This window comes from Methanobrevibacter sp. UBA188 (assembly GCF_905234905.1).
In the GTDB taxonomy this organism is placed as follows: domain Archaea; phylum Methanobacteriota; class Methanobacteria; order Methanobacteriales; family Methanobacteriaceae; genus Methanocatella.
Window position 1 is genome coordinate 1 of the sequence record NZ_CAJOJM010000012.1, and the last position, 14740, is coordinate 14740.

Here is a 14740-nt window from a genome sequence, read left to right on the forward strand (position 1 = left end):
ATCTCTAAGTTTTTGAAGCTCTTCAGCAATTTCCACTCCAACAAGGTCTGGTCTGGTACTTAACATTTGACCTAATTTAATATATGCTGGACCCAATTCCTCTAGTACTTTTCTCATTCTTATAGGAATTGATTCGTCAGGGGAATCACCAAGTTCTTCTTCTTTTGAAAGTTTACGATTTCTTAAGAAGGGAAATTTTTTAAAAAAAGTATTTTCTTCTATTAAATATCCAAAATCATTCTTTTTCAATACTTTATAAATTTCATTTAGTCTTTTGATATTATCATTTGCAGTATTGGTTCTAACTTTCATTGATTATAGATATGTTACATGTATAATATATTTATTTAGAATTTTTCTAGGATTCTTGCATATACTGCCTTTAACTCATCATCTGATTTTTCATAAATTCTTTTTAAAATTAATTCAGGAGTACTTTTTGCAAGGAAATTCATTTTTGGAGTCCTATCGACTATCAGATTATAATTTTCATCCAATCCTTTTGCTTCAATACCGTCAACTCTGATGTCTGTGTAGTTCATTATTTCCCTTGCCATATGAGTTACAATAACTCCATAGGAATTGGATTCTTTTATCATGTCTATGAATGTGGATATTATCTTAACGGCAGCATCAAGTTCGGTTATCCCTTCAAGTTCGTCTAATAATACTAATTTCTCACTTTTGGTTGTAACGATTGGTATGAATACATTTAAAAATGATTCGAATGCACCTGCATCCAGTGACCGTTTTTTAGAGAAGTGATAAATTTCATCAACAATTTTTATCTCTGCTTTGTCAGCACTTACGGGAAGTCCCATTTGGGCCATAATGGAGATTTGTGTTAATGTTTCAAGAAGAGTGGTTTTACCACCACTATTTGCTCCTGTTAAAAGAGCAATATTTTCGTTGCGGGTTAGTTGATAGTCCACTTTTTGAATATAATCCTTGTCTTTTTTAAGAGCCAATTCCAAGTGTAATGCTCCTTTTAATTTAATTTCATCACAAAATTCTGGTCTGCATAAGTCATATTCATATGCAAAACTTCCTAAACTAAATTCATAATCAAATTTGATTGCATCTTCGACTTCTTTTATCGCTTTGTCTTTTATTGAATTCAATTCGATTGCAGCACTTTTTTTAATGTCAAAAATATCATTTTCCTTTTTTGATGACTGTTCTAGGGTCACGCGTTGAATTTCGCTTTCATCAATTTCAATGGGGTATGTCCTTAAAAATGGATCAAAGCTTATTCCAGTTTCCTGGCGAATAATTTCTTTCCTTTTATTTATAATATCGTCAAATATTTTGCTAATTTTTGGGGGGAAGTTATTATTTAATAAGTTGAGAATTTCATCTCCTTCAAGGTCAACCTGTTTGATTGATTTTTCTAATTCATCATCCATATCTTCCTTTAGTGAATTGACAAGTTTTTCAATATCTACTTCTCTCTTGTCTATTATGTTTAACTCATTTATTATTGGGATAATTTCTCCAAGAACACTTTCTTTATTTCTAATCTTTTGAATTTCATGAACTCTTGAAAATAATTCTTGGTTTTGTATAAAAAAGTTGATGATTTTTTCTGGAACAATTTCATAATCTTCTTCTTCGATATTGATCATTACAAGGTTGGGCATTCCTTCAAAATCAAGAATTCCCTGTGAATAAACATAAAATACCAAGTCATAATTCATAATTTCTTCCTGAAGAAGTGGTGAATCGTTGGCTGTGATAATTGGGTAATATTTGTTAAGTCCCAAATCAGTTAGGTATGAATTATCCTCTTCGCTTTCCACGAGTATTGCTTTGCTTGGGTCGTAATCTGGTTTGGCTTCCTCAACTTCTTTCAGATTTTTCATCAAACCTCTTAATTTTATGATTGGGAGTTGGGATACATGTTCTTTTGCAGACATTATAAAATCAAGGCTTGAATTTATCTTGTCAATGTTTTTTGAAGGGGAAAGCAATAATATTCTGTTTTTGGAATAGTTGGTGTTGGAATATGATAAAATTTTGTTTATGATGTCTTCATAAATTTCCATGGCTCTGTCGCTTTTTATAAATTCATAGCTAGGGTTTCCTAACAATTGGTTCATTATTTCAATTGCTTTTCTTTGACTTATTCCATCAATGTTTGATATTTTTTCCACATCGACATTTTCAACAATTTTTTGGAGTTCTTCTTCGCCTCCAACGCCATTTATGATTTTTTCAGAGATTTTATCTCCAATTCCTTTTATGTTTTGCAATGTAATTCTTTCTCCTTTCATGTTACCAAACCCTTTTTTTAAAGTATTATATGTTTTTTAATATAATATTCAATATTGCCGAGAGCATCTGAAAAGTAATGTTAGTAATTTCCCAATGTATTTTTTGTGGAATATTTTAATAGGCTGTTTTTATCCAATTTTCCTTCAAGAGCATTTTTATAAATATCAACGATTTCATAATAGTTGTCATCTCTAAATCGGCCATCTATTGCAAAATTGGAATAGCCTATCTCTTTTAAATGATTGATTTGAGATAATAATGAAATGTCTTCAAAATTAAATAAAATCAACTCCTGTGAAGAAATGCTTTTATGAATTGGGTATTTATTGTTGTTTTTGTCAATTAAGAAAAATTTAGAATTGTTTTTTACCTGTTTGAATTCCTTTCCATATAAAAGAGGATAACGTGTTTTCATAAGTTCAACAGACCCCTGAACAATCAGCTCTAATTTATTTGGATTTTTGCAATATTTTATTATGTTTTCATAATCTATTTTGCTCAGTTCGGGGGATACTGTCAGTATCTTGTAGTTTTCAAGACTGTCTATTGTCTCAGTATTGGTGATGTTCATAGAATATGGTCCGTAATCTCCCTTAAAGCTATTGCTCATTATGGGAATGTTGTAGTGCATTTTATTCAGTATTCCTTTTACCTTATTCAATGCTTTGATTAATTTATCGTGGGTAATGTCTGGCCATTTCCAAATCAGTTCGTAATCTTTTGAGTGTGAAATTTCAAAGGCTTCCTTTAAAAAGTTAATCATGTAATTAAGGTTATAATTTTCATCATTGTTGATGTCGAGAGTATCAATTTCTGGAGGAATCTCCAAATATACTCTTTTAACACCTTCAATATTTTTCAAATGCTTTAGATTGTTTGTATAAAATGAAATGTTTGCATCAGTTTCTCGTATTTCGCTTTCATTTGATTTTAAAGTAATGTGTTTTAGGTCATGAGAATATGATTTTGTTATTTCATATTCAATATTTTTAAATAAGTCTCTTCTAAGCTCATTGATTTTACTTATTGGTATGAATAATGTTCCATCATAGTTTACATTGATTTGAATGATTTGGTAAGGATAATTGTCAACTTTGGATAATTGCTTTTTAACGGTATCCTGTGAAACACTTTTTTTAAGAGGTTTTTCAAATGGTGTGTTCCCTATCACTTCACATTCTATCTCCTTTTTGTTTGCAAGAGTTAATCTGCCTTTGAGTTTGGGAAATTTATTTTTAATTGAGAATGTTAATGTCAATTTGGATTTGACATAACTGTTTCCCTTATTTTCAATTTCATGGGCTTTTTTAATTAAATCATGTTTCTTTGTAAGAAATACAGTTGATTCATTCAAATTGAAATTGCTTTTTTTATTCTGCCATACTTTTTTAACAATCATGACTTTATCTTTACGGGTCAAATCCTTAATCTGCTTATTTTTTCCCTTTCTGAAATGATTTAAGGTGGTTATAAGAGGATTTTGTGAAATTTCAAATCCATAGTCCTTATTGTTTTTAATAAGTAATAGACCATCTCCTTTTTGAGGAATGCTTTTAGTTTCATCGTCAATTTTTATTGCAATCTGATTTTTGTGGGAGTCAATAACATGCCCTATTTTCAGCCCGATATGTCCTGATCTTAAACTTCTTTTGGAATCGTTGTTGAATTGTCCTTCAACAAATCCTCTATTGAATACGAGGTTTATTTCTTCACTTTTGGTTTCTTTTCCGCTTCTTAACTTATTCAGTGCCTTTCTGTAATTGCTTATTACAATGGCTAAATATTCCTTGTTTCGCATTCTCCCTTCAATCTTGATGCAAGATATATTTAACTCGGCAATTTCTTTTAATTTGTCAAATAAGCTCAAATCACATGGGGAGAGATAATAATCTTCTTTTTTGATGCCTGAAACTTTGTATTTTTGACGGCATGGTTGGGCACATGTTCCTCTGTTGCCGCTTCGACCTCCTTTAAAGCTGCTCATTAGGCATTGGCCAGAGTAGGAATAGCATAATGCGCCATGTGCAAATATTTCAAGTTCCATGTTTGTTTTAAGATTTTCTATTTCATCTTTTCTCATTTCTCTTGGAAGAACTACTCTTTTAATCCCTTTGCTTTCAAGATAATCCAATTTCAATTGATTTTCACATGTCATTTGTGTTGAAGCATGAATTTTCAAATTGGGCAGATGTCTGTTGATAAGCTCGACCAGTCCCAAATCTTGAATTAAAACGGCATCCACTCCAATCGAATATAGCTTGGCCAAATAATTAATGACGTCCTCAAGTTCGTCTTGTTTGATTAATGTATTGACAGTAACATAAACCTTGACATTGTGCAAGTGTGCTGTGTTTACTGCTTCGTTTATTTCATCTAATGTAAAGTTTTGGGCAAACTTGCGGGCACCATAGTCTTTTCCAGACAGATATACTGAACTGGCCCCTGCATTTATGGCTACTTTCAAATGTTCCATGGATCCTACGGGAGCAAGCAATTCAGGAATTCTCATGTAATCTACCTTCAATAAAATTTCCTTTGTTAATGTATGACTGTGAGAAATCCATAATCTGATATTTGTATTCGGTCAGCTCATCCTGCTCTTTATTTTTAAGACTTTCATTGTAAATTGATAAAATTTGTGTAGTGTATTTTTCATTCGAATATCTGCAGTCCAAAATTAATGAATCAAGACCAAACTCTTTAATTTCATTCATTTCTTCAATTAAACACAGGCAATCCTTATTTATTATGTGGCTTTGGCGATTATAGTCGAAAAATATTTTATATTTGAATTTTTTTCTTTTTTTATCTTCCAAAGTTGCATAATCTGCATCGTTTGAAATAATAAAGTCTTTTCCATCATTTAAATTGGTAAAATCGTCTTTACTTACAATAACTTCCAGATTTCCGTTAACAATCATTTCAAGATCAATATTTCTGTCATGATTTTTGAGGGATATCTCCTTAATTTCACGGCCTGAAAGTTCTGAAGACAATATCAATGATTTAAATCCTGCAGCATTTAAATTGTGAACACAAAAACTGTTCCAAACATTCAGATTATGATTTCCATATATCCTGCAGTCAAATATTTCATCCATTCCAGGGAAATCTCCCATGACTGAAATAATGATTCCCTCATTTTCAAGTTCTTTAACAATTTCCCTGCATCTAACTGCATCTTCTTCGGATATGAATGATGATAAAACCCAAACGAATTCGGTTGGGGCAGCCATTAAACTTCCCTTTTTCAATGTTTCTTTAATGTTTTTGAAATAGTCTTCAGGGTTGTTGTAGTGGCAATTTCCATCAAAATAGATTTTTTTCAAATCAAATCCTGATGCAGCTTTAATTTGTGCAATATCATCAATAAATATTGATAGCTTTGGATGTTTATTTTTGATTTTTCCAGGGTCTGCATCATAATCGTCAATGAATTTTGTTAAGTTTTTGCGGACTGCCTTAACTGATTTTTTAGTTGGGGTATAATGTTTCAACAGCAAATCAGTTGCAGTGTCCAGGATTTCACGCCTAATCTGGTTAATTTCACGAATTGGTATGAAAATGTCTTTCGGCATATTGTTGAATCTAATATTTTCAATGTAAAATGGTGTTCCGCCGGTTTTTTTAAGTTGTTTTTCAATTGTTTCTTCAGTCAACGGTTTATTTTTAGCTTTTTCAAATTTATCCAAGGTCTTATGTCTAAAATTAATCAGTTCATCGTCAATGTAAAATTCCACTTTGGTAAACAAATTCAAGTTTTCATCCCATGTTAATGATAGGTCAATTCCCACATTATTTCTTATGGTTTCCTTTTCAAATTGTTTCAAGTATTCGTGAGTTGATTTGGAATAGCTTATGAACACTTCTGTTCCAACCTTAACGAGCCTTGTTGTGTCTATGATAATCTCATTTTCATCTTGCTTTATGATGTTTTCCAAATAGATTCCTTTGATTTTGCCATTGTATTTGAAAGCTATTCCGTCTCCAGGTTCTAAAATTACTGGAATTTCTTTGTTTTTGATTTCAATTGTAACTTTTGTATCTTCGATGTTGGTGATGTCTCCGATGTATAATCCTTCATGGCCGGAGTGGCTTCTGCCCATCACTTCTCCGGGATTGTCCCCAAGCATATATCCGTTAGTAAAATGTCTGTTAAAAACAAGATGTAAATCTTTTTTGTAATCTCCTGGGTTTCCATCTATTAGGTTCCTGTAACTGTTTACGATGGTTCCAATATAGTCTCCTGATTTCATTCTTCCTTCTAATTTAAGGGATTTGACTCCTGCATTGGAAATGGCTTCTAAATTATCATATGTAGCAAGGTCATGTGTTGATAGGAGGTATCCATTCCCAATATTGTATCCTCTGTATTTTAAACGATATTCTCGTCTGCATGGTTGTGCACAGGCTCCTCTGTTACCGCTTCTTCCACTATTGTATGATGACATGTAACATTTGCCGCTAACACAGTAACAAAGTGCACCATGGCCAAATACTTCAATATCCATGTCAATGTTGTCTTTTTCAAGTTGTGCGTTTATTTGCTTGATTTGGCTTAGTGTCACTTCTCTTGGAAGAACTACTCTTTTTATATTGTTTTTGCCAGCCCATTTGATTGATGAATAGTTGTTCAAACCCATTTGTGTTGATGCGTGAACTTCCAAATCTGGAATAAAAGTCTTTAAAAGCCAAATTAATCCAAAATCCTGTACAATTACAGCGTCAACTCCAATTTTATATAATTTAAATAAGTATTGCAATACGTCCACAATTTCAAAATTGTTAACTAATGTGTTGACGGTAACATGTATTTTGCTGCCGTTTAAGTGAGCATATTCAACTGCCTTTTCAATTTCTTCCATTGTAAAGTTTTTAGCATATGCTCTAGCACCATAATTCTGTCCAGCGATATAAACTGCATCAGCACCTGCATTGATTGCGATTGTCAGCACTTCTGGTGAACCTGCTGGAGCTAATAATTCTTCTAAAACCATTTTATAAATACACCTTGCTATAATTTATCATTAATATCTTTGGAATTAATTATATATTAAATTAAAACATATTCTATTTTATGTATATAGTTTTTGAAGGAATAGATGGTGCTGGAAAATCAACTCAAATTGGAATGTTGAAAGAATGGCTTGAGGCTAATGGATTTAGGGTGGAGACATTGGTTGAACCAACTGATTCTGAAGTAGGAAAATTGATTCGAAGAATTTTGCAACGCCCTGATGCAACTACTGACCATGTCCAAAAAACTTTGGGTTTGCTTTTTGCAGCTGACAGAATGTTGATAATGGATAAACTGGAAGACAAATCTAAAATATTCATTTCAGACAGGTCTTTCATATCTTCACTGGCATATCAGGAACCTGCCGATTGGATTGAAGTTCTTAACAAATATGCTAAAAAACCTGATTTGTTGTTATTGTTGGATTTGGATGTTGCCAAATCAGTTGCAAGAACCTCTGGTAAGGATACTTTTGAAAATGAAACTTTTTTGACTGGTGTTAAAGGAAACTATTTAAAATTGGCTGAAAATTATACATGTGAGATAATTGATGCTAATAATGGTGTAAATAAAGTGTCTTCAGATATTAAGAAAGCTGTAGCACCATATCTGGGAATTTGCCCGGATTGCATAAGGTAATTGTCATGCAGGAAATTATTGAATTATTGTCGAATTTGGATGGGGTTATTCGTGTCGAAAGATTAACTCCTGAAAATATTTTAAAAGTCATTGATTTTGAATCCCAACGTAAGGAAGAATTGATTCCTCTTTTCAATAAAGGTATTCAGGAATGCTTTAAAAGGGATGTTTCATTGGTTATTTTTAAAAAAGGATTTTTCAGACCGCCACCAACACCAACATTACTTTTGATGTTTGATGGGGAAGTTTTGGGTCATGATATTTTTACCGATTCCCAAAAAGAAGAATATATGGATGATGAGGACGTTCAGTTCTTAAGTGATGATTTCATAATATTCAAGGATGTTCTGCATAATCATAATTTGGAAAAGGGCAATGAGTACTTTATTTTGCCTGCTGTGCCTTTTCCTGAATTGGATAATTTCAGTAATGTGTCTGAGGTTATCTCATCATCTCCGTCAACGCCAAGCGATGAATATTTAAAAGAAGAATATGGCTTTGGCCAAGATTCTTCCATTGCAACAATATTTGTTTCATTCAATATTAAAGATTAAAATATTCATTTCGTTCGCTGATTGCAGCTTTAATGTTATCTAATGGGGTATTTGGAGCAATCCCGCAACTTGGAGCCAGAATGTCGATTCCATCATCAATCGCTTTTTTGACATCTCCTTTAACTTCATCTGAATTGCCGCTGAGCAATGTTTTTGAAGTTGAAATATTTCCTAGGATAACACAATTGTCTTCGATTATTTCTTTTTGTGCTTGAGGAATGTCAACGGCCTCTTCAACACTGATTCCATCAAATCCACAGGTTGCCATATCTTTAATAATTGGCTGTGTGGATCCGCAGATGTGCAATACTTTCAATACTTCAATGTAGTCTGCCAGATCTTCAAGATTAGGTTTAATCAATGATTTAAAATCATCAGGTGCTATTAATTCTGGAGATGCAGTTGGTTCGTTAACACATATTACATCTGCTCCGTGATTTTGGATTTCTTCAATGTAGTCCATGCTCACATCAACACAGTTTTCAACTGCTATTTCCACTTCTTCGATGTCTGTTTTCATATATCTTACAAGATTTTCAATTCCAAGCAGATGTCCTGTTAATGTGAATGGGCCGGTAATTCCAACAATTATTGGTAATTCTTCATATTTTTCTTTTAAGATATCAATTGCTTCTAAAACAACAGGTATTCTTCCTCTTTTTGTAAAATCATCTGTAGCTTCAATATCATCAGCATATTCAAATGGTGAGATTTCAACCTCTGGAACCCTTTCGTTACTTCCGAGATTAACATCACATCCCAATGCTTCTGCTTCTACAGTTAGGCAGAATGGTAATCTTGCACATTCAAGTCCTGCAAGTTCATATAAAGAGCTTGCAAGTGTCGCCATTTGATTGGCATCTTTGTGTGCATCTGGCCATTTTAGTCCATAATGGTTCATTGCATCTATTGTTCCAAGTTGAGTTACACTTACAAATGGTTTTCTTTCAACTGTTTGTCCTGTAAGTGCGTTTTTAAGGTTTTCTTTATAATTCATTTTTATCACTTTTTTTGTAAAATTGATTGTATTTAAATACATTCTGTTTGCAGTTTCTGACACATCTTAAGCATCCAAGTCCTGAACACAAATCGCTTCTTAAACTGAATTCATTTTTCTTTAAGGATAATGCATTTTCCGGACAATTATTCACACATTCCATGCATGAAATGCAATCATCAAATGTTGTTTTCATGGTATTAGAAATGTCAATGCTTTTAATGGGTTTATCTCCAGCATCGGATATGTCCTTTTCAAATAATTTATGAATTTGTGGGTTTTCTTCAAGGGGAGGCATTTCCTGATATCCATATTTTGAAAGCCATTCTTCATACTTTTCAAAGGGCAATCCCTCTTCATAAATCGCCAATTCCAGTGAATATATCTTTTCAAAAATTTCTGAAGTGGCAAGCATTATATGATTGTTTTCAATATCGTCAGCTATCTGTTGCAGTTCATCAAGAAGTTGCGGATTCAAAACAATGTCTTTAGCCATTGCAAGGGAAGTATTTCCAATTTGGAATACTTCTGTTGAAGATGGTGGAATCTGACCTATTTTCATAGACTTCAATGCATCAACATAAAATCCTGATGCTCCAGCCATATAAACTGAATCAATTTCATCCAAATAAATATCCGAACTTTCAGCTAAAGTCAATTCAGCAGCTCTGAAAGCGCCCAAGGCTTTCCCTATATTGTTTATATCGTTTTCAGTTAAATAAATGTCGTCCTGAAGGTAGATTTTTTCTTTGATTTTCCCGTTTTCAATGATTCCATCTTCTATTCCAAGGCAGAATGCTGCAATTACACCGGTTCCTGTTATTCCACAAGCGGTCATGTCACTTTTTTCAATGGAATCTCCATTGAGTGGATTTATCAAATCTCCATTTTGAACAAGCAAATCATCATCAAGGATTTTCATTCTCCAATTATTGCCTTCCTTTGCAATATCACAAATTGTATTTGGGGAAGCCAATCTTCCTTTTTCAATTGTCTGACCTTCAATTGCAGGTCCTGCAGCTGCTGAAGCGGTGTAAATTTCTCCTTCTACAATCAATGCCATTTCGGCATTTGTTCCAAAATCAATTATCAATGAATCCTCATCCTTATCAAGAGCTCCTGATTTATAAAGCATTGCCAGTGCGTCCGCTCCGATTTCATGCTTAATTGCAGGAGGGATATAAACGTCGGTATTTGGAGGAACATCTAATTCAATTTCAGATGCCTTTATCTTTTTGGATTTTCTGGAAGGGGGTGTGATGTTTTGATTTTTCAGGGCATTTTTTCCCCAATAAGCTAAATCTCTTATTTCAATATTGTTGAAAAGGGATAATTGAATTGGATTTCCACAAACTGATAATCTTTCAATATTGTCAACATCTAAACTGTTAATGACTTTATTAATTGCATTAATTAATAATTTATGGGCTTGATTCTGCCCAATATCAATAGCAAAATGCAAATGGTCAATTACATTTGCACCAGGTAAAGGATGTCTTAAAGTGATTGCTGTAGATATTGTTTTTTCAGTGGTCAAATCATAGCTTTGGGCTCTGATACCACTTGTTCCAATATCTATTGCAATTCCAGTATGTTCTGCCATATTATCTTAGCTTGCATATTCTGATACGAACTCTCCGACAATATCACTATATTCTTTTCTTAAATCTTCCCAATTCTTATTGTCAGTTAGTATAGCGTCCGCTAATTTTGGTGTGTGGTATGCTTCAACACCATAAACTGTCATGTCCATTGTTTCAACGTAATCTTTTCTGACTGCTCCACCACCACATCCGATAGCCGGAACTTCAAGACCTGCTTCCTTAAGCGCTTCGACAACTTTAGGGAATGCGGTCATTGTTGTGGTCATGAGTGCCGTACCGGTCATGAATAATGGGTCATATTCTTTAACTGCTTCAACAACTCTTTGTGCTGCAACATCACGTCCTAAATCAATAGCTTCAAATCCTCCTGCTCTTAAAAACATTAAAATTAAGTTTTTACCTATGTCGTGGGGATCTCCTTCAGCTACAAAACATACTACAGTTCCTTTTGTATCACTTTTGCGACCAAGAACCTTTTCACATTCCTTAACACTTTCCATCATTGCATCTCCAGCAAGCATCAAATCAGGCAAGAAATAAACTCCTTTTGTATATAATGTGCTCACTGCATCGATTCCTTTCATTAATGCATTATTGATTAATTCGATTGGGGAATAACCTTCCTCAAGGGATTTTTTGACATCTTTCAATGCGTTAATCTTATCTTCGTATAGTATTTCTAAAGCTATTTTTCTGAATGGTTCTTCTGTTGGTAAAATTTCTTTTACTTCAGGATAGTCTTCTGCTTTCATTGCAGCTCCTTCAGCGACAACATTGTATCGAATAGCTATTTTATCTTGTGTTATTTTATCTTCCAAATCTTTATAACTCATTTCAATCCCTCTTATAATTCATAATTTTTAGGGTCGAAATCTTCAACTTTACGACCGTATCTTCTCACGCTACGTTTAATAAATTTAGATGAGTCCTCTGGCAATTTATTAAATGTTCTAATTGCGCTATTTAAGCTGTCTTGTTCAAATCTTGTTAACTGTATCTTTTTAGCTTCAACTGCTTCAGTAATAATTTTTCCAACTTCCAATGCAGCTGCAATGCTTCTTTGATATGGATCGTCTCCGTATTCTACTATTGCTTCACCTATTCTATATGCATTGTCATATGCTAATATTAATGCCTGTGGGTCTCTGTATTTGTCAGTTAAAGTGTATAGATCTCTTAAAGTTTTATCTTCACCAGTTTGGATTGCTGTATTCATTAATGCAGCTTCAAATCCAGTTGCTTGGAGCCATACTTCTGGTGTTGTTCCGCCCATTTCCTCTCTATGGTAAACGGATTCATTACTCCAGCAATCACAGATTCCCGCAATCAGGTTACCCATCAGGTCTGAGTGTGCACAAACTGCATTTTTACCTTCTGTTGCAATTGGGACTCCACTGATGGATTTGACTATTGGATTTTCATATCCGCAATCTTTTAAAGGTCCTTTTGCACCACATTCAACAGCAACTAAACTGTTTGCTCCACCAATTCCTCTTGCAATTGCCGCTAAGGTATGTGAACAATCTTTGTCAAGCAATCCTCCGGCTAAAAACATTGCAGTATTGGATTGTGAACAGTTAGTGTCTCCTCCTGGAATTACTTTGTGCTTGTTACAGATTTTTACAATCTCTTCCCACATGAATTCCATATCTATGCTTCCTAAAACACCAATACCAAATAGTATTGCTCTTGGATCTCCTCTTGAAATACCGTAATCTGAAACAGATTTTCCTCCTGTGGTTTCAATACATATTATTGATGCACCATTTTCACAGCATTGTTCGATGGATTCCATCACATTTTGGTATTGTTCTGAAGTTCTATAGTTTGATCCTTTTTCTTCATCCCTTATGTCTGCGGGGGTTGCTTTAAGGGCTACCTTAATTCCATATTCATCATGGAACTTTTCTAAAACTTCCACTTGGGCCTGGGTACATGCACCAGCCCATTCGGGGTTTGCAGTTTGTTGAGCAATGTGTTCCTGTTCAATGATAAATGATGGAAGACCAATATTTAAAGCTCTTTGGCATGCGCTTATTGTTATGTTTCTGCATTCTGCAACCATACTTTCCATGGAATTTTCACTTCCTTCTTTAGGGGCTACTTTTATTATCGGATTTACATATCCTGCTCCAATTTCCATATCATATTTTGTTTTTACAGGATGTTTTGCAAATCCAAAAACCATGTCGTCTGGACTTTCATATTCCATTTTTGTAAATCGTTTCATACAATCACCTACAGTTAATTAAAAGTAATTTCTTATAGTATATAAAAGGGGTTGATTTTTCAAGTATGGTTGATATTTTTTTAGAATATTGGTGTGTCATATATTTCTTATTTTTCCTTGTTTTTTTAAAATAGTGGTTAAAAATAATATTAATTTTAAAAAATAGTTTTTATAAGGTTTTTTAGGATTTTATTTGATTTTATTGATTTTCGTTAAAACAATTGCCCATATAAAATCTATTTGAAATTTTTTAAAATATGTTTAAAAAATAAAGTGTACTTGATAATGTTGCTCTTTTAAAAATAAATGAAATTTGTGGGGGAAATAAAAACTAAAAATTAGAGTACTGGAGGTGCTTGCTCCAGTACTTATTTGGTATTATAATTTTATGTTAAGATTTGTTAATGAATATTGAACAAATCTTCATTGAGGTTTGAAAATGTATTAACAAATGATATTATACTAATTTGTTCATAGGGTGATAATCAACAGGTTCGGTTCCTAAAGGTTTTGCAGCTTCGGATATGAACATGTCTGTTTGAGCTACTGCTGGAAATGCTATGCTTGCATTTTCGATTGGTCCGAAAAGAACAAAGTCTCCTGCACACATTACTTGCACGATATTTGCACCAATATCACAAACAGTGAATGCAGTTTTGTTTCCTGCTTTTTTGTATTCTCTTAACCAGTCCCATGCGGATGGTACATTGTGAATTCCTGATCCTACTGGATATCCCCATTTTGCTTTTTCAGCAAATGAAGTTCTCGCAGCGATACCTGCTCCTTGACCTAAAGGTGTAACTGCGGTATCCATCATGAATCTGTCAATTCCACATTCTGCAGCTACTTCAAGTAAACCTTTTTCGTATGCACCATCATCTCCATCTTCCCACATTGCCATTTTACCTTCAACGGTAGCATTCATTGGGTTGAATCCTAAGATAATTGAAGCAGAAATGTCGGTTTCTGCAAGTGCATCTAATTCAGATTTGTCTGCAGCCATGTTGATTGAATTATATATTGCTCTTTCTGTTAATCCGGTTTCATCAGCGTACTGTGCACCAGCAACTCTTGCATCACCGGATGTTGAATCTATAAGGAATGGAGCATCACAAATCTCCCCAATATATTCAATATATTTTGGAAGAGCTTCTACTGTTTGTCCGAAAACTTGTACAATGTATGGATTACCAGTTACGTCGGAAATGGATGCCATATCATTTACTAATTGTTCTGCTCTATCTTTATCGAAATCTCCTGTTAATTCATCGTTAAGAATGTTGTGTCCACCATAGAATATTGTTCCTGCTAATACAGTAGGATATTCTCCAGGCTGACCACCCATTTTGACTCCTGCGAAGTCAAAAACTTCTTGTTCTTTATCAAATTTAAACATTTAATTTAACCTCGTTTATTATGACTTAA

Annotated in this window: 10 protein-coding genes and 1 pseudogene; 2 read left to right on the top strand and 9 right to left on the bottom strand. The window is 33.6% G+C overall.

The genetic code is table 11. The features are described 5' to 3' along the window. The 4 genes and pseudogenes from QZ143_RS03775 to QZ143_RS03790 all read right to left on the bottom strand — a co-directional run. Positions 1-312: pseudogene (locus QZ143_RS03775) on the bottom strand (AarF/ABC1/UbiB kinase family protein); the annotation flags it as partial. A gap of 35 nt (positions 313-347) precedes the next feature. Continuing rightward, positions 348-2273 carry an endonuclease MutS2 gene (locus QZ143_RS03780; protein WP_292881382.1) on the bottom strand — a complete coding sequence of 642 codons (1926 nt, stop codon included), beginning with the start codon at positions 2271-2273 and terminating at the stop codon, positions 348-350. Positions 2274-2353: 80 nt separating this feature from the next. After that, positions 2354-4783, bottom strand: coding sequence for a U32 family peptidase (locus QZ143_RS03785; protein WP_292881384.1), 2430 nt, complete (start codon positions 4781-4783; stop codon positions 2354-2356). Next, positions 4770-7271, bottom strand: a complete 2502-nt coding sequence (locus QZ143_RS03790) for a U32 family peptidase (protein ID WP_292881386.1) — start codon at positions 7269-7271, stop codon at positions 4770-4772. Before QZ143_RS03790 ends, QZ143_RS03785 begins: the two co-directional genes overlap by 14 nt. A gap of 80 nt (positions 7272-7351) precedes the next feature. Between QZ143_RS03790 and tmk the strand changes: the two genes are divergently transcribed. Both tmk and QZ143_RS03800 read left to right on the top strand, forming a co-directional pair. Then, positions 7352-7930, top strand: coding sequence for a dTMP kinase (gene tmk, locus QZ143_RS03795; RefSeq protein ID WP_292606318.1), 579 nt, complete (start codon positions 7352-7354; stop codon positions 7928-7930). A 5-nt stretch (positions 7931-7935) separates the two neighbouring features. Beyond that, positions 7936-8484 carry a hypothetical protein gene (locus QZ143_RS03800; protein WP_292881389.1) on the top strand — a complete coding sequence of 183 codons (549 nt, stop codon included), beginning with the start codon at positions 7936-7938 and terminating at the stop codon, positions 8482-8484. On the opposite strand, the gene mtaA is transcribed toward QZ143_RS03800, so the two are convergent. The 5 genes from mtaA to mtrH form a co-directional block, all read right to left on the bottom strand. After that, positions 8474-9481 carry a methylcobamide:CoM methyltransferase MtaA gene (mtaA, locus tag QZ143_RS03805; protein WP_292606315.1) on the bottom strand — a complete coding sequence of 336 codons (1008 nt, stop codon included), beginning with the start codon at positions 9479-9481 and terminating at the stop codon, positions 8474-8476. The two genes, QZ143_RS03800 and mtaA, sit on opposite strands and share 11 nt — an antisense overlap. After that, positions 9471-11084, bottom strand: coding sequence for a methylamine methyltransferase corrinoid protein reductive activase (locus QZ143_RS03810; RefSeq protein ID WP_292881394.1), 1614 nt, complete (start codon positions 11082-11084; stop codon positions 9471-9473). Before QZ143_RS03810 ends, mtaA begins: the two co-directional genes overlap by 11 nt. Before the next feature lie 6 nt (positions 11085-11090). Next, the gene (mtaC, locus tag QZ143_RS03815; protein WP_292606311.1) at positions 11091-11918 is read right to left on the bottom strand and encodes a methanol--corrinoid protein MtaC; all 828 of its coding nucleotides are present in this window, start codon (positions 11916-11918) and stop codon (positions 11091-11093) included. Positions 11919-11929: 11 nt separating this feature from the next. After that, a complete protein-coding gene (gene mtaB / locus QZ143_RS03820; protein ID WP_292881397.1) occupies positions 11930-13315 on the bottom strand; it encodes a methanol--corrinoid protein co-methyltransferase MtaB in 1386 nt (461 codons plus the stop codon). 457 nt (positions 13316-13772) lie between these two features. Then, a complete protein-coding gene (mtrH, locus tag QZ143_RS03825; RefSeq protein ID WP_292606307.1) occupies positions 13773-14711 on the bottom strand; it encodes a tetrahydromethanopterin S-methyltransferase subunit H in 939 nt (312 codons plus the stop codon). Between the last annotated feature and the right edge of the window lie 29 nt (positions 14712-14740).